The following is a 16,261-nucleotide window of genomic DNA, read 5'->3' as shown; positions in this document are numbered from 1 at the left end:
AAGTCAGTTATGGTTGTATGAACAAAATCAGAAAAATCCTATTCAGTTGCGGATTATTACTAATGCCTTCACTGGCGCATGCTGTTCCCGTCAATGAATTTGTCGATACCATGTTTATTGGTGGCGGCGTCATGTTATTTGTCGCCGGTGTATTCTTGTTATTAGTCCCCGGTTTGTTTAAGACCGGCGTGTTGATCACCCTGATGGCCGATGTGCTCTTCATCTGGCGCATGTTATTCCCTAATTTATTAGATCAGGATTTAGCCTCCCAACCTGACTGGCAACCCCTGATTGCATCCGCAACCACGGGCAGCAGCAGAATGTATGCTGCGCTTGCCGTGCTCATCATTGTGATCAGTACCTTGTCATTACGTTGGCTGCTGCACTCTTTTTTGGGATCTCCCCAAACAAACAATCGCAAAAAGTCGCCAGCGAAAACAACAGAGAGAGAGACGTCCCGTCGAGCTTCCGGCAACAAAGCAGCGAAACCGACATCGCGCAATAAACCGCGCCTGAATCGGGATCGGGAAGATCTTTCTGGCTATACCGAAGAGCCCGCGCCTGCACCGCCAGAACCCGTGTCACCAGCACATAACAAACGATTCCGCGTACACGATTATCTGGAAAATCTGGAGCATCAACAGCCTGAACCAGCCCCTCCGAAACAGGATCCGGAACCTGTGATTCATTTTGATCGCATTGAACGTTAAGGACTGCCGGTAACGCATGGATACACATCAGAAGCAATCGCTCCCTGCGATTACCTTAGCCGCGATTGGTGTAGTATATGGCGATATCGGTACCAGCCCGCTTTACACTTTCAAAGAGTGCTTTTCTCCGCATATTGGGCTGCCCCCGACACAACCCGTGGTTTTTGGGTTTTTGTCGCTGATCTTCTGGTCATTGGTGCTGGTGGTATCCATCAAGTATCTCGCGTTCGTACTGCGTGCCGATAACCGGGGCGAAGGCGGTATTCTCACCCTGATGTCATTAGCGGGCCGCAATACCTATGCCGGCACCACGACGGTATTGCTGGTGTTAGGATTAATTGGTGGCGGATTTTTTTACGGCGAAGTGGTGATCACGCCCGCCATGTCCGTCTTGTCGGCACTGGAAGGTTTAAGCGTCGCCACACCGTCATTAACACCTTATATTTTACCGGCCGCCATTTCCGTCCTGACCGGGTTGTTTCTGATCCAACGACACGGCACGGGTAACGTCGGGAAGATGTTTGGCCCGGTCATGCTGATCTGGTTTTTGTCTTTGGGTATTCTGGGCACCATCAGTATTTTCAAAAATCCTCAGGTACTGGCCGCGATACACCCACACTGGGCTATTCAGTTTTTTATTACCCATAAAATAGTCGCCTTCATTTCTTTGGGTTCTGTGGTGTTAGCCATTACCGGTGTGGAAGCGTTATATGCCGATATGGGACACTTCGGTAAATTCCCGATCCAGCTCGCCTGGTTTTCCATTGCCCTGCCCGGTTTGTTACTAAACTATTTTGGTCAGGGTGCACTGCTGCTCAGCGATCCGAAAGCCATTGAAAACCCATTTTTCATGCTGGCCCCGGAATGGCTGGTGTTCCCGATGGTTTTGCTTTCCACCATCGCCACAGTCATCGCGTCTCAAGCCGTGATCTCAGGCGTGTTCTCGTTAACACGCCAAGCTGTGCGTTTGGGCTATCTGCCAGGGATGACCATCCTGCATACCTCTGAAGTGGAAGCAGGTCAGATTTATATTCCGTTTATTAACTGGATGCTTTATCTCGCCGTATTGGTCGTTGTCATGACCTTCAGGGCCTCATCCAATCTGGCAGCCGCCTACGGTATTGCCGTAACAGGCACCATGGTGATCACCTCCATTCTGGCCTGTACGGTCGCCACCCATAACTGGGACTGGCCCAAGCGCCTGGTCAAAGTCATTTTGATTGGTTTGTTGCTCATCGATGTTCCCTTTTTTCTGGCCAACGTCACCAAGCTATTTGCCGGCGGCTGGTTGCCGGTGATGCTCGGCACCTTGATGTTTACCATCATGGCGACCTGGAAATGGGAGCGCTTCCTGCTGTTACGACAACTGAGTCGGATGAGTATGCCACTGGAAAGTTTTGTCGCCATGGTCGAGAAAGAAGTACCCCAGAAAGTTCCGGGCACGGCGATCTATCTTTCGCGGACTCAGCAAGGCGTACCGCACGCATTGCTGCATAATCTGAATCACAATCATGTCTTGCACGAGCGTATCGTTTTAATGACGTTCCGAACACAAGATGTGCCCTATGTCGACCCGGATCAGCATATTCAAATTGATTCACTGTCACCCAACGTCTGGCGGATTTCCGTGACTTATGGTTTCCATGAAACACCGGATGTTTATGAGGTATTCCGCCGGTGCGCCATGAAAGGCATGGCCTTTAATCTGAACAGTACGACATTCTTCCTGTCTCGCGAAACCTTGATCCCGTCGCATCGTTCGATTCTGGCCAGAATGCGGGCGGCGCTCTTTATCTGGCTCAGTAAAAACTCATTGCGTACCAATGATTTTATTCATGTTCCCGCAGATCGTGTCGTGGAAATGGGTGTACAGGTCGAAGTGTAACGATACCTGAACGATTGTCAGCCGGGAATTTCCCGGCTTTTTTGTTGGTTGGGTCTGCCTACAACAACAGGTATAATCTAATTACTGTATAAAAACCCACCCTTGCTTGCCGGGGTGAGACTCAATTTCTGGAGCCGTGATGGATATTTCTCACCTGCTGGATGGTCTGAACGATAAACAACGCGATGTTGTCGCCGCCCCCCTGCAAAACATGCTGGTATTGGCAGGAGCCGGCAGCGGCAAGACGCGGGTATTGGTTCATCGTATTGCCTGGCTGCTGCAAATAGAGCAAGCCTCGCCACACAGTATTCTGGCGGTGACATTTACCAACAAGGCGGCAGCAGAAATGCGGGGCCGTATCGAACGGCTGCTGGGCAATAGCCTCGGTTTTGGCCGTGGCGGCATGTGGATCGGCACATTTCATGGATTGGCGCATCGTTTGTTGCGCGCACATCCGCTGGATGCCAATCTGCCCGAAGATTTTCAAATCATCGACAGCGACGATCAATTACGTTTATTGAAACGGATTCTGCGCAACCTGAATCTGGATGAAAAACAGTGGGTACCACGCGCCGTCGCCGGTTATATCAATGGCAAAAAAGACGAAGGGCTCCGTCCACAGCATATTGATGTTTATGATCCGGTCGGACGGACTTATCAGAAAATTTATGCCACCTATCAGGAAACTTGTGATCGCGCCGGCCTGGTTGATTTTGCCGAATTGTTATTGCGCGCCCATGAGTTGTGGCTGCACAAACCACATCTGCTGGAACACTACCAGCAACGGTTCCGTCATATTCTGGTCGATGAGTTTCAGGATACCAACGGCATCCAATATGCTTGGATCCGCATGCTGGCCGGTGACAGCAGCAAAGTCATGATCGTGGGCGATGATGACCAGTCGATTTATGGCTGGCGTGGTGCGCGCGTCGAAAATATCCAGCGCTTCATGCAAGATTTCGACGCAGTACAAACCATTCGGCTGGAACAAAATTACCGTTCCACCAGTACCATCCTGAAAGCAGCAAATCAGCTCATTGCCAATAACTCTGCACGTCTTGGTAAAGAGCTCTGGACCGATGGGGTCGCCGGTGAAGCCATTTCAGTCTACGCCGCCTTTAACGAGATCGACGAAGCCCGCTTCGTGGTCAGTCGCCTGAAAGCCTGGCGGGATCAAGGCAACAGTTTGCTGGATGCCGCCATTCTGTATCGTAATAACGCGCAATCCCGCATTCTGGAAGAAGCCTTAATGCAGGAACAACTGCCCTATCGTATCTACGGCGGTTTACGTTTTTTCGAGCGACAGGAAATCAAAGATGCCCTCGCCTACCTGCGTCTGGTGACCAATCATGGCGACGATGCGTCGTTTGAACGTGTCGTCAATACACCGACCCGAGGCATTGGTGATCGCACACTCGGTCTCATTCGCGAGGCAGCACGGGATCGGGGTGTCAATTTATGGCAAGCCGCCTGGCAATTGTGTGAACAGGGTGTCCTCGCTGGCCGGGCAGCCACCGCGGTACGACATTTTCTGGCGTTGATCAATCAGCTGGAAAATGACACCACCGATTTACCGCTGCATGTCCAGGTCGACCGGGTGATCCGCCAGTCGGGCCTGTGGACGCATTATGAGAATGAAAAAGGGGAAAAAGGACAGTCCCGCATCGAGAACTTGGAAGAGCTAGTTAATGCAACCCGCTTATTCCGTCCTGCCGACGAATATCTGGACATGACGCCACTCACCGCATTTCTGGCACACGCCACGCTGGAATCCGGTGATCAACAGGCTGACGAATTTGACGAAGCCGTACAGCTGATGACATTGCACAGTGCAAAAGGGCTGGAATTCCCGTTGGTGTTTATTGTGGGTGTCGAAGAAGGCATGTTCCCCAGCCAGCAAAGCTCAGAAGAAAGCGGCCGCCTGGAAGAAGAGCGTCGGCTGTGTTATGTCGGCATGACCCGCGCCATGCAGAAACTTTATCTGACGCATGCAGAAAGTCGCCGCTTATATGGTAAAGAAAGTTTCAACCGCCCCAGTCGTTTTCTGAAAGAATTACCCAGTGACTGTCTGGAAGAGATCCGCTTACGAACTAATGTCAGCTGGAGCAACAACTCGCCGTCTCAAAGCCGTTTCAGTCAGGAACGACTGCAAGACAGTTTTGCCAGCACCGGATTTAAACTGGGTCAACGTGTGATGCACCCGACCTTTGGCGAAGGGGTTGTGCTGAACTATGAAGGCGTGGGTGCGCAAAGCCGGGTACAAGTCAACTTCGCCAATGCCGGCAGTAAATGGCTGGTGGTTGCTTACGCCCGTTTAGAGGCGATCTGATTCCTTTATCAATAGACAGGCAATCGCCTGTCTATCCCTTGTACAAACAGTTACACGCAGATACCAATTACACACGGAAGAGTTTAAAGCGAGGTATTACTATTTGTTCATGGCTAAACGAAACAAGCCATAACCTAATTTCCGCATACTGGAGTAACTGATATGAAAAAACTGATCGCTGTTGCTGTTGCTGGTGTTATTGGTCTGGCCTCTTTTGCTGCCGCTGCAGCTGACACTGCACCTGTTTCTGCTGCAGCAACCACTGAAGCAGCTGCACCAGCCCCTGCTAAAGCGCCAATGAAAAAAGCAATCCACAAAAAAGCAACTAAAGTTCACAAAACCGTTGCTAAGAAAAAAATGCACAAAGCCGCTGCCAAGAAAAAAGTAGTTAAACCAGCTGAAGTCAAACCAGCAGCTACTCCAGCTCAATAATTGAAGATGACCTGCAGTGCAGGTCATTAGACGAAGGGGAAGCAAACTTCCCCTTTTTTATCTGTGATCCGGGAGGTCAGACTTATATTACCCCTGACCAGTGTAACCAACTCATCTGAGCCTCCCGGGCCCTTTCTTTTGTGAATTCAGATATCGTTCCTGACTAAAAGACACGACTCCCGCCCTATCATTACACTACACTCTGTGCATGAATTATTCATACAGGGAAGTCGATCATGCTTGGATTACTCATCGTTCTGGCAATACTGTTGTTTGCTGTCTTCTGGTTCGTCTCTATTTATAATCAACTGGTTGTGTTGAAAGGTCGCTATCAGAATGCCTTTGCACAAATCGAGGTACAACTCAAACGCCGTTACGATCTGATCCCCAATCTGGTTGAAATCGCCAAAGGGTATCTGCAACATGAAAATAAAACCCTCATTGCCGTTACCGAAGCGCGTAATGCAGCTTTAGCCGGATTGAAAGCCGCCACAATCAATCCGGGGAATCCCGCCGCGATGAGTCAGTTGGCAGATGCAGAACAACAATTACATCAGGCATTACAGGCATTCAACATCCAGATCGAAGCCTATCCCGAGCTGAAAGCCAATGACACCTTGTTGCAACTCTCCGAAGAACTGACGGCCACCGAAAATCGGGTCGCTTTTGCGCGTCAAGGGTTTAACGATGGTGTCACTAGCTACAATATTTACCGGAATCAATTCCCTAACAACATCATCGCGCAGCGTTTCGGGCATACCACCGATGCGTCGCTGCTCGAAATAGAAAATCCGCAGGAATACCGTCAGGCACCCAAAATCAGTTTTTAGTCACGGATAAAGTATGGACTTTTATCGCTATCAGGATCAGGCGAAAAAACTCAGTGCCCGCTTATTATTTTTGTTTTTTGCCGGCCTGATCAGCTTGTCTGCCGTCATCACTTTCATGGGTTTTCTGTTATGGAAACTGACCAGCCAGGTTGTTTATATCAATACTGACAGTCAATTCTGGCATTGGTATATCATCGGTAACATTGGCATTTTTGCCGCATTGCTCCTGATCACGCTGTTAAAATACACCAGTCTCTGCAAAGGTGGGCGCGTGGTGGCCGAAGCGTTAGGTGGACGTTATGTGCATGCCAACACTCAAGATCCCGGAGATAGGCGATTACGAAATGTCGTCGAGGAGATGGCTCTGGCGGCAGGCGCCCCCGTACCCAGCATCTATGTCATGGACGAAGAACCCGGCATCAATGCTTTTGCTGCCGGCATGAGTATCAATGATGCCGTCATTGTCGTCACACAAGGCGCTATCAGTTATCTCAGCCGGGATGAACTGCAAGCCGTGGTGGCGCACGAGTTCAGCCATATCCTATATGGTGATATTCGGCTCAATCAACAACTGGCGGCGCTCATTGGTAGTTTGATGTTTCTCGGCGAATTAGGCCGCTGGTTATCGCAAGGAGTTGGTCACCCTCGGGGACAGGCGGTATCACAGAATAAAAACCGCACCTTATTGCCCTTTTTCGGCCTGACACTGATGTTGCTGGGCGCAGCCGGCACAGTCTGGGGACGTTTAATGAAATCGGCGCTTAACCGACAACGTGAATTTCTGGCCGACGCCTCTGCCGTGCAATTTACCCGTTATGCAGCCCCGCTGGCCACTGCCCTCAAGAAAGTGGGCGGACACCGTTACGCATCGCTGATCTTCCATCCACAAGCAGAAACCTTCAGTCATCTGTTTTTTAGTCAGGGTTTAACACAGAATTTCCACGGCTGGTTGGCTAGCCATCCCCCGTTACAGGAGCGAATTCGCCGACTGGATCCCAACTGGGATGGAAAATATTGCGCTGATTTACGCCCCTGGAGCGATGAGCCGCCGCCACCATTACCCCCTTCGTATGCTGCGGCGGTGCAACTGAAAGCCGCCGGCAGCCAGGATCTCGCCACCTTGTTACTGGCAAAGCAGGCCTCTGCCACCACGCCTGTCGACATGCCCAAACGTCCGAAACCGGAACCTTTATTGCCACTTGCCACCGGGACAGAACCTATCGTCTACGATACGACCAGCCCCAGCGAATGGTTACCCCGCTTACCGCCAGCGTTGGTAAAGGCAGCCCGAAGTCCATTCGATGCACGGTTACTGATTTTCCGTTTGTTGCTGGCCAATGATTTAACCACTCGGCTATACCAGCGGCATTTGCTCGGTCCGGAGGAGTCGCCCGTGTTATCGCTCGCGCAATACCCGATCCCTTCCGGTTTGCAACTGGCGCTGGTGGAGCTGGCTATTCCGGCACTGAAGGAGTTAACCAGCGAACAATACCAACAATTCAACGAGACACTCTGGCAACTGATAAAGGCCGATCAACAGGTATCGTTGCATGAATGGCTGTTATACCGGATGCTGAGACATCAATTGCAGCCTCATTTCAACGGCGAAGCCCGGCGTGTGATCCAATATCGGGAGCTGAGCGAACTCTCTTCTGCGATGACCCAATGGCTGAGTTATCTGGCACATCTCAACGAAGATATAGCGGCCGCAGAACGCTTGTTTCTGGAGTGTGCAACAGCCCTTTCCCTGAATGCCTCCTATTCGGAAACCACTCCTTCATTGGAAATGCTGGGGATTACGCTGGATCAGCTGCAACAAAGCAGCCCATCCCTTCGCTGTCAGTTCTTGCAAACGATAGTGCAAGCCATTGAATGGGACGGCAAGATCACCGAGCAGGAAGCAGGTATTTATCAGATGTTGGCATATTGCCTGGATTGTCCTCTGCCGCCACCGCAGATCCTGGCTCGGGATAAAACAACAGCGCTCTAAGGCGCTGTTGTTTGGTTGGCAATCACTATGGTTTCGTCGGTGTGATGACCGATGCCATCGCTTTCAGGATCTGGCTGGTTACCAAGGAATAGCGCTTACCGAAATTATGTCCGCCAGAGAGCTGAACGGTGGTGACATTCTTCTGATCCTTTAATAATGGACACAAGTCACCATCTTCCAGTTCACTATAGAGGCACAGTAACGGAATATCTTGGATTTTTTGCAACTCAGGTAATGTTGGATATTTGCCATTTGCATTATTGCTCAACCAATCTGAAACGTGAATTTCAAAATTGGAGCTGATCGATGGCACCAGCATAACGCCGCCTACAATCATACGTCGTAAATCGGGTGGTAACCGGTTCACGGCGAATGGAAACACTTCCGCACCAAATGAATAACCAATCAAGATCACCCGCGAACGATGCCATTGCTGGGTGTAGTAGCGCAGTATCCGTTCAAGATCTTTCGTGGTCTGCTCTGGTGACTTAAAGCTCCAGAAATAGGTGAGCGTACTCCAGGCAACCACCGGCATACCTTGTTGCTTCATCAGGCTGGCCGATACTCGTTTATCTAATTCAGCCCAACCGCCATCACCGGTAAAAAAGATGATCATGGGTTTATCGGCATCGGCTGGATTTACCTGCGTGACAGGTACGGTATCCAGTTGCAGATCATCCACCGGTGTTGCCGCTGAAGTATAGCCTGATAGCAACAGTAGCCCAGAAATTATCAGTGCGGTCATTGACCCGCGCTTTTTCATGAAACCCCCTACTTACGGATAGTACCCAACATGCCTCGACTGATCAGCGAAGCCGTGTTAGCTAAAATGGCCGGCAGACGTAAGCCACCCTGACTGACTAAATAACAAGGACGCCAGAGTGGTTGATATTTTTCTTTAAAACGTCTTAACCCCTGGAAATTATAAAAGCGGTTTCCTTTAGCAAACATTAATTGCCCCAGTTTATTCCAGAACGGAGCAAGTGGATGCCGGGTTAAGCCCGACATAGGCGCCATCCCCAGATTGAAGGTCTGATACCCCTGCTTTTTCCCCCACTGCAACAGCTCGATAAACAAGAAATCCATGACCCCGCCCGGCGAACGTTCCGGATCATAGCGCATGAGGTCAATCGACAATTCGGTTTTACTATTGGTCGTCCAGACATTGGCAAACCCGATCGGTTCCTCGTTACACAAGGCTAAGGCCAGAGGGCAGCTGCAAAGGTAATTCTCATCAAACCGGCCAACCGAGAAACCCTTTTCTCTGACCTGTTTTTCACCCATCCAGGCATCAGAAATCATCTGCAACTGAGGCAGGTACTGCCGCACATCGTCTGCGTCCACCCATTGGAAGCGCAAACCATCCCGCTGTGTCTTCGCATAGGTCTGACGCAGACTCTTACGGGAACTTCCCTCCAGCGTAAAGGTAGCCAGATCAATAATGGCCTCTTCACCCAATTTGAGCGGTGACAGCCCCAGATCCAGATAATGTGGCAGATATTCACTGCTCACTTCATAAAATACCGGCCAAGCATCATAGCTGTCGCACAATTCACGGAATTGCCACAGCAACTCATCGTAATGCGATTCAGGACCGATAGGATCACCCAGCACGATCCAGCTGCGGCCTTCGATGCCATACATCAGGAATGCTTCGCGGCTAGGATGAAATAACAGGTATTTATCCCCCAGCAATGCCAGATAGCCTTGGGTCCGGCCGTATTTCTGTACTAAATTGAACGCTTGGGTCTGTTCCTCATCGGTAGGTAAATCCGGTTGCATACGAGAAGGGCGCATCAGATGATGTAAACCGTAACCGCAGGCAGCAATGGCAACCAACACCCCGGCCCGCATGGCTCGCGGTGCATTGTGGAACAGGGTGAATTCCCACCACAGCTCATTACGATATTCCACATGCTTGTAGGAGAAGAAAATCAGCCAGAAGGTGCCGAGCAAGACAGCCAGAATCGCCAAGGTCCAGTTCAGAGAAAACGGCTCATTCTGCAATGCTCCTTTGCGGTAAAACAGATGTCGGCACGGCAACAAACACGCCAGAATGATCCCGGATAAAATGGCTTCTTCCCAGTCGAGACCTTTCAATAACGAGAACAGCATACTGGCCGCCAGCAGTAATGCGGTCAGAATATAGGCCGTGTCATACCGGCGTTGTAACCGATGGGCCAGTAACAACAACGCAAAGCCGATCAAACTCCCCGCCAGATGGGATACTTCCAGCAACGGTAACGGCAAGACATCTTCAAGCCAGAACAGGCGTGTCGCCACTTCCGGTGTCGCCCCAGAGAACAGTAATACCGCACCGACGATAAAGACGGCCAGACTCAGCAATGGTGGCAACATCAGGCTCAGCCCCTGGAAAGGTGCGACCCACTGTTTCAATTTATGTTTGTGACGTAATAACTCAATGCCGACAAACAATGACAGGCTGATCAGAAATGGAATTAAATAGTAGATAACCCGGAACAGAATCAATGCACCGAGGATATGTCCCGGCACCATGAAAGGGCTCAGTACCAAAGTGACAATCGATTCAAAAATACCCAGCCCGCCCGGCACATGCGCCAGTACGCCAATCAAATTGGCCGCCACAAAAACCGCCAGAACAAACCAGTAAGAAACACCGGAATCGGCAGGCAACAGGGTATAAAAAATAGCCGCAGCCAAGAGCCAGTCGCAACTGGCTACGGCTAATTGACTGACCGCCTGCTTGGCAGTCGGTAACCGCCAGCTATGGTTCCGCCATACCAGCGGTTTACGGTAAAACCGTGCCAGCAAGAAATAACCCAGTGCAATGGCAACACAAATGCCACCAATCGCCTGAAGGGAAGACGAGATCCAGACTGGAATAGGCAGCGCCGCCGGTAGTGTTTTCACCCCCAGCAGTAAACCAATGCCCCCCACCAGAAACAGCCCCAGAAAGAAGGTGACGGAGCAAAATACAATCACTCTGGCAACCTGACCGGGTGTCAAACCTGCCGCCGTATAGAAACGATAACGGACAGAGGCTCCGGTTAATAATGAAAACCCGAGCGTATTGGAAAAGGTGTATCCGATAAAGGAGGTCAGCGCTATTTTCGGATAAGGCACTTTTGCACCGACCTGCCGGATAGCCATCCAGTCATAGCCTGTCAGCAATACGTAATTCAGGAAGGTAAAGAATAACGTTTTCAGGAATACTGACACCGGCACTTCTTGCACGTGTGTCACAACATCATGCCACCGGTATTCATGATCCAAATTATATAAAACACTTAGAGCCAGCCCCAATAATAACAAGCTGACAATGATACTTAACCAACCACGCAGACGCGCCATTCTGATATCCCAACTCAGGCCTAGTAGTAACCATCTTAAAAAACGGGCATATGATCACTCAGCCATCATCAACAGACAAGCAGCATCTCGTAACGTCCTGTAATTAGTTTGCGATTTTAACGTTGCTCTATCGTCAAATGAGCAAGACTTTCTAAATGAGACAATGAATGACGTAGTGCAGAAATGGTCTCCGGTTGTGGCGATGTTAAGCCAACAATGGCGGCATAGCGCTGTTCGCCAATCCGCCAGACATGCAAATCACTGATTTTTAATTGATGGTTTGACGCTGTTTTAAGAATAGAGTCTCGCATACTGCTCTGTCGGTCGGCATCAATCAGGATAAGGCTGCTTTCTTTCACCAATCCCCAAGCCCAGACCAAAATCACCACCCCACCGACGATCCCCATCAGGGGATCTAACCATGCGGCGCCCCACAATAATCCCCCGGCTAACGCCAGAATAGCCAAGACCGAAGTTGCCGCATCAGTCAGCACATGAATATAGGCCGCTTTCTTATTCAAATCATGATGCTCGTGGTCGTGGTCGTGGTCGTGGTCGTGGTCGTGGTCGTGGTCGTGGTCGTGGTCGTGGTCGTGGTCGTGGTCGTGGTCGTGGTCGTCAGCATGGTGGCCATGCGAATGATCATGTCCAATACCATGATGATGCTGATCCCCCAGCAACCAGGCGCTAAACAAATTCACAGCTAATCCGATGACAGCCACCCACATCGATTCAACATAGTTAATATCACCCGGATTACTCAAACGAGATACCGACTCAATCACCATCGAAAATGCGATCACAGCCAGAATCAAGGCACTGGTATAGGCACCTAACACCTCAATCTTCCAAGTACCGAAAGCCAGCCGATGGTCACCGGCCCAGCGACGTGATAACGCATAGGCCAACAGGGAAATACCCAGCGCCAGCGCATGCGTGCTCATATGCCAGCCATCCGCCAATAAGGCCATGGAGTGAAACAGCCAGCCAGCCGTAATTTCGATCACCATCATGACCAGTGTCAGAATCACCACGCCACGAATGCGCTTTTCAGCACCTTGAATGGGGCGTTGAAAAGCCGCAGCCTGACAGCATTGCATAATTTCCTTGGCGCTTGACATAGCATCCTCACTGAATGACATTGACATGAATCTAGCAAAAATGAAATTGAGAGTTATTCTTAAGTATATACTCCCCCCCAGTATAATCAAGGATTAGGCATGAGCCATACGCTGAAACAGAAAAAGCCGCTATTGAATCGCGTCAGACGTCTGAAAGGTCAGTTAGAGGCATTGGAGAGAGCGCTCGATGAAGAAACCGGCTGTTACCCGATTTTGCAACAGATCACGGCGATCCGGGGAGCCATCAATGGCTTAATGGCTACGGTCATTGAGGGGCATATCCGTGAACACATGCAACCGTTACTGGAACAGGATGAACCTCAGGCAACAGAAGAGTTGGTTAAAGTGCTGCGTTCGTACCTAAAGTAGAGCACGTTGCACCACCAATAAGCCCAAAAACTGAACATAAACGCTATTTTTTTGCGCTTTTTAGTAGTAAAACGACAAAATGAATGGGATATTTCTCAGCCAGCCAGTGACTCACGCAGAAAAGACTCGTTTTTCAGCTAATTCGAGTGAGATATTGCGACATCTCTTGTTTGCACGACAACTAATTCTGCGAACACGGCTCCATGGAGTAAATAATCAATACACGAGAAGTGTCAGGGACTTTATATGAACCAACCATCCCCATTTGTTGTTCGACTCATCAATAATACCAGTCTGGTCACCCAGATCCTGATTGGCATGATTGCTGGTATTTTACTGGCCACCTTAATGCCATCAGCGGCGAAAACAGCCGGACTGATGGGAACACTGTTCGTCAGTGCCCTGAAGGCCGTAGCACCGGTACTGGTTCTATTGTTGGTTGCAACATCCATTGCCGGACACAAACAAGGCCAGAAGACCAGTATCCGTCCCTTGCTAGTGTTATATCTGTTCGGCACATTCTGCGCTGCCGTAGTGGCGGTGGTTGCCAGTTTTGTGTTTCCGTCGGTGTTACATCTGACAACACAAAGTTCGGATATCGTACCGCCTGGAGGTATTACCGACGTATTGAACACCCTGCTCTTTAACGTGGTAGCCAACCCGATTAAAGCACTGCAGGAAGGCAACTATATTGGCATCTTAGCCTGGGCTATTGCGCTCGGTCTGCCATTGCGCCATGCCAGTGATACGACCAAACTCATGATGACCGATCTTTCTCATGCCGTTTCGTCGATCGTGAAAGGGGTGATCCAGTGTGCACCACTGGGCATTATGGGATTGGTCGCGTCAACATTTGCAGAAACCGGCTTCAGTGCACTGTTAGGTTACGCGCATCTCTTAGTGGTATTGATTAGCTGTATGCTGTTTGTCGCTTTTGTCGTCAACCCGTTGATTGTTTTCTTTAAAATCAAACGAAATCCCTACCCACTGGTATGGATGTGCCTGAAAGAAAGTGGCGTTACCGCCTTCTTCACCCGCAGTTCAGCCGCCAACATTCCGGTAAATATGGCCTTGTGTGAAAAATTGCGCCTTCCAGAAGAAACGTATGCCGTTTCTATTCCTCTGGGTGCCACCATCAATATGGCAGGTGCGGCGATCACCATTACCGTGTTGAGTATGGCCGCCGTTCATACCTTGGGTATTCATATTGATATCGCAACAGCAATCTTGTTGAGTGTCGTTGCCACCATCAGTGCTTGTGGCGCCTCCGGGGTTGCGGGCGGTTCACTGTTGCTGATCCCGCTGGCTTGTAGTCTGTTCGGCATCAGCAACGACGTGGCCATGCAGGTAGTTGCCGTCGGTTTCATCATCGGTGTATTACAGGATTCATCAGAAACCGCACTGAACAGTTCAACCGATGTGCTGTTTACCGCTGCGGCTTGTATGGCAGAAGATGCTTCACTGAGTGAAGATAATCTTCAGGAAGAAGTGGATATTGCCTGATCTCTGCTTTTGCCTCTGCTGAAGGAGCATTCCGGTGCTCCTTCCTATCACCGCACGTCTGACATCCGCGTGTTAGATTTTCAGCAAAGTTGTTTTAATTTCCATATATTTATCTAATGCATGCAACGATTTATCCCGTCCGTTGCCTGACTGTTTATAGCCACCAAACGGCAGATTCTGATCGCCACTTTCTTCATAACAATTGATCCATACTGAACCGGCGCGCAGTTTACGTGACATCCGATAGGCCGTACCGATGTTTTGTGTCCAGATCCCGGCCCCTAATCCGTAAATGGAATCGTTGGCTATCTGCAACGCCTGCGCTTCATCATCAAACAGGATCACCGTACACACCGGGCCAAAAATTTCCTCACGGGCAATCTTGGTGTCCGGCGAGCTGACAAACAGGGTCGGCTGAATGAACCAGCCTGCCGTTCCTGACACCGCTTCCCCGCCAAAAATTAGTTCGGCTTCCTCGCGCCCGACTGCAATATATCCCATCACTTTGTCAAACTGACTGCGATCAATAATGGCTCCCATCAGGGTATTTTGCTCCAGCGGATCTGCGGGTTGCCAGGCTTTAGCCGCGTGTTCTAACAGATCGATAAATTGCGGATAGACAGCACGTTGCACCAGGACACGCGAACCGGCAGAACACATTTCGCCCTGATTAAAGAAAACCCCGGCGGCGACCCCCTCTGCGGCCGCCTGCAGATCGGCATCGGCCATCACGATGTTGGCCGACTTCCCGCCTAACTCCAGCCAGATCCGTTTCAGATTCGAACTGGCAGAGGCCTGTGCAATCTTACGCCCGACCGCCGTGGAGCCGGTAAAGGTCACACAATCCACGTCCATGTGTTGCGCCAGCATGGCTCCTACCGAGCCATCTCCCGGCAACACCTGAAACACCCCATCCGGGATCCCTGCCTGTTTGGCCAGCCCCGCGACACGGATCGCCGTTAAGGGGGATTTTTCAGACGGCTTGAGGATCACGGAATTTCCCGCCGCTAAGGCGGGCGCAAACTTCCAGCTTGCCATCATCAGGGGGAAGTTCCAGGGAACAATGGCCGCAACCACACCCATTGGTTCGCGGCTGATCACGGCGTGTAAATTCGCAGCGATATCCGGCACATCGCCACTGATCTTGTCGATCGCCTCAGCAAACCACTGCACGCAATAGACCGTGTTATTGATATCGATGGCCTGGGCATGACCAATCGGCTTTCCAGTGTCCAGTGTCTCCAGCAAGGCCAGCTCTTCAGCATGTTCCCGGAGCAATGCTGCCCAGGCCAGCAGGATACGTTTACGTTCTCGTGCCGGCAGTGCCGACCAGCATCCGGCTTCAAATTGCTGTTTCGCGACCTGCACGGCATGCGCGACATCGGCTTCATGACAGGCAACCACCTGAGCCAACACCTCACCCGTGGCAGGGTTGATATCCGTAAACGTTTGTGAGTTCTGAGAAGTCACATATTCGCCGGCAATAAAAGCTCGCGACTCAATCACCAACGACGCGGCCATGGCCTGCCATTCTGCTTTCGTTCGCATAGCGCCCCCTCACCCTATTGATTACTGACATGCCAAGCAGCTTTCAGGCCAGCGCCATTCAGGTCATGCCAATGACATCAGACTGACCGGATAATACATTCCGACAGCACAGAATTTGGGCAAAATGCACCAAGACAAAACAACAGCGCATTATTAACAGCCACAGGTGCGATCCATTCTTTGGTTTTCCATGTGGCACCAAATTTGCTGG

At 50.6% G+C, this 16,261-nt stretch carries 12 protein-coding genes; 8 read left to right on the top strand and 4 right to left on the bottom strand.

The annotated features are described in order from the left end of the window. Positions 1-62: 62 nt before the first annotated feature. The 6 genes from H027_RS0110070 (at position 63) to H027_RS0110045 (ending at position 8,176) form a co-directional block, all read left to right on the top strand. Positions 63-710 carry a hypothetical protein gene (locus H027_RS0110070; protein WP_024872329.1) on the top strand — a complete coding sequence of 216 codons (648 nt, stop codon included), beginning with the start codon at positions 63-65 and terminating at the stop codon, positions 708-710. A gap of 16 nt (positions 711-726) precedes the next feature. Beyond that, positions 727-2,595 carry a low affinity potassium transporter Kup gene (gene kup, locus H027_RS0110065; protein ID WP_024872328.1) on the top strand — a complete coding sequence of 623 codons (1,869 nt, stop codon included), beginning with the start codon at positions 727-729 and terminating at the stop codon, positions 2,593-2,595. Between the two features lie 139 nt (positions 2,596-2,734). After that, positions 2,735-4,924: a DNA helicase II gene (gene uvrD, locus H027_RS0110060; protein ID WP_024872327.1), complete on the top strand. Its 2,190-nt coding sequence runs from the start codon at positions 2,735-2,737 to the stop codon at positions 4,922-4,924. 162 nt (positions 4,925-5,086) lie between these two features. After that, positions 5,087-5,356 carry a hypothetical protein gene (locus H027_RS17725; RefSeq protein ID WP_024872326.1) on the top strand — a complete coding sequence of 90 codons (270 nt, stop codon included), beginning with the start codon at positions 5,087-5,089 and terminating at the stop codon, positions 5,354-5,356. Between the two features lie 236 nt (positions 5,357-5,592). Further along, positions 5,593-6,186, top strand: a complete 594-nt coding sequence (locus H027_RS0110050; RefSeq protein WP_038149248.1) for a LemA family protein — start codon at positions 5,593-5,595, stop codon at positions 6,184-6,186. A 13-nt stretch (positions 6,187-6,199) separates the two neighbouring features. After that, the gene (locus tag H027_RS0110045; protein WP_024872324.1) at positions 6,200-8,176 is read left to right on the top strand and encodes a M48 family metallopeptidase; all 1,977 of its coding nucleotides are present in this window, start codon (positions 6,200-6,202) and stop codon (positions 8,174-8,176) included. A 25-nt stretch (positions 8,177-8,201) separates the two neighbouring features. Here H027_RS0110045 and H027_RS0110040 read toward each other — a convergent pair whose 3' ends face one another. From H027_RS0110040 to H027_RS0110030, 3 genes are all read right to left on the bottom strand, one after another. Further along, on the bottom strand, positions 8,202-8,939 hold the full coding sequence (locus H027_RS0110040) for an AcvB/VirJ family lysyl-phosphatidylglycerol hydrolase (protein WP_051448977.1): 738 nt from the start codon (positions 8,937-8,939) through the stop codon (positions 8,202-8,204). Positions 8,940-8,947: 8 nt separating this feature from the next. Then, positions 8,948-11,509: a bifunctional lysylphosphatidylglycerol flippase/synthetase MprF gene (gene mprF, locus H027_RS0110035; RefSeq protein ID WP_024872322.1), complete on the bottom strand. Its 2,562-nt coding sequence runs from the start codon at positions 11,507-11,509 to the stop codon at positions 8,948-8,950. A 116-nt stretch (positions 11,510-11,625) separates the two neighbouring features. Further along, a complete protein-coding gene (locus H027_RS0110030; RefSeq protein ID WP_038149247.1) occupies positions 11,626-12,609 on the bottom strand; it encodes a cation diffusion facilitator family transporter in 984 nt (327 codons plus the stop codon). Positions 12,610-12,729: 120 nt separating this feature from the next. Between H027_RS0110030 and H027_RS0110025 the strand changes: the two genes are divergently transcribed. Both H027_RS0110025 and sstT read left to right on the top strand, forming a co-directional pair. After that, positions 12,730-12,999 carry a metal/formaldehyde-sensitive transcriptional repressor gene (locus H027_RS0110025; protein WP_024872320.1) on the top strand — a complete coding sequence of 90 codons (270 nt, stop codon included), beginning with the start codon at positions 12,730-12,732 and terminating at the stop codon, positions 12,997-12,999. Between the two features lie 246 nt (positions 13,000-13,245). Further along, positions 13,246-14,502, top strand: coding sequence for a serine/threonine transporter SstT (sstT, locus tag H027_RS0110020; RefSeq protein WP_024872319.1), 1,257 nt, complete (start codon positions 13,246-13,248; stop codon positions 14,500-14,502). 72 nt (positions 14,503-14,574) lie between these two features. On the opposite strand, the gene H027_RS0110015 is transcribed toward sstT, so the two are convergent. Then, on the bottom strand, positions 14,575-16,050 hold the full coding sequence (locus H027_RS0110015) for an aldehyde dehydrogenase (RefSeq protein WP_024872318.1): 1,476 nt from the start codon (positions 16,048-16,050) through the stop codon (positions 14,575-14,577). Between the last annotated feature and the right edge of the window lie 211 nt (positions 16,051-16,261).

This window comes from Tolumonas lignilytica (genome assembly GCF_000527035.1).
GTDB lineage: Bacteria > Pseudomonadota > Gammaproteobacteria > Enterobacterales > Aeromonadaceae > Tolumonas > Tolumonas lignilytica.
This window is presented reverse-complemented; position numbering and strand designations above follow the sequence as displayed.

Excerpts from the sequence above, each read along its gene's own strand:
- H027_RS0110070 (WP_024872329.1), top strand. The coding sequence starts at position 63 with ATGCCTTCACTGGCGCATGCTGTTCCCGTCAATGAATTTGTCGATACC.
- kup (WP_024872328.1), top strand. The coding sequence starts at position 727 with ATGGATACACATCAGAAGCAATCGCTCCCTGCGATTACCTTAGCCGCG.
- uvrD (WP_024872327.1), top strand. The coding sequence starts at position 2,735 with ATGGATATTTCTCACCTGCTGGATGGTCTGAACGATAAACAACGCGAT.
- H027_RS17725 (WP_024872326.1), top strand. The coding sequence starts at position 5,087 with ATGAAAAAACTGATCGCTGTTGCTGTTGCTGGTGTTATTGGTCTGGCC.
- H027_RS0110050 (WP_038149248.1), top strand. The coding sequence starts at position 5,593 with ATGCTTGGATTACTCATCGTTCTGGCAATACTGTTGTTTGCTGTCTTC.
- H027_RS0110045 (WP_024872324.1), top strand. The coding sequence starts at position 6,200 with ATGGACTTTTATCGCTATCAGGATCAGGCGAAAAAACTCAGTGCCCGC.
- H027_RS0110040 (WP_051448977.1), bottom strand. The coding sequence starts at position 8,939 with ATGAAAAAGCGCGGGTCAATGACCGCACTGATAATTTCTGGGCTACTG.
- mprF (WP_024872322.1), bottom strand. The coding sequence starts at position 11,509 with ATGGCGCGTCTGCGTGGTTGGTTAAGTATCATTGTCAGCTTGTTATTA.
- H027_RS0110030 (WP_038149247.1), bottom strand. The coding sequence starts at position 12,609 with ATGCAATGCTGTCAGGCTGCGGCTTTTCAACGCCCCATTCAAGGTGCT.
- H027_RS0110025 (WP_024872320.1), top strand. The coding sequence starts at position 12,730 with ATGAGCCATACGCTGAAACAGAAAAAGCCGCTATTGAATCGCGTCAGA.
- sstT (WP_024872319.1), top strand. The coding sequence starts at position 13,246 with ATGAACCAACCATCCCCATTTGTTGTTCGACTCATCAATAATACCAGT.
- H027_RS0110015 (WP_024872318.1), bottom strand. The coding sequence starts at position 16,050 with ATGCGAACGAAAGCAGAATGGCAGGCCATGGCCGCGTCGTTGGTGATT.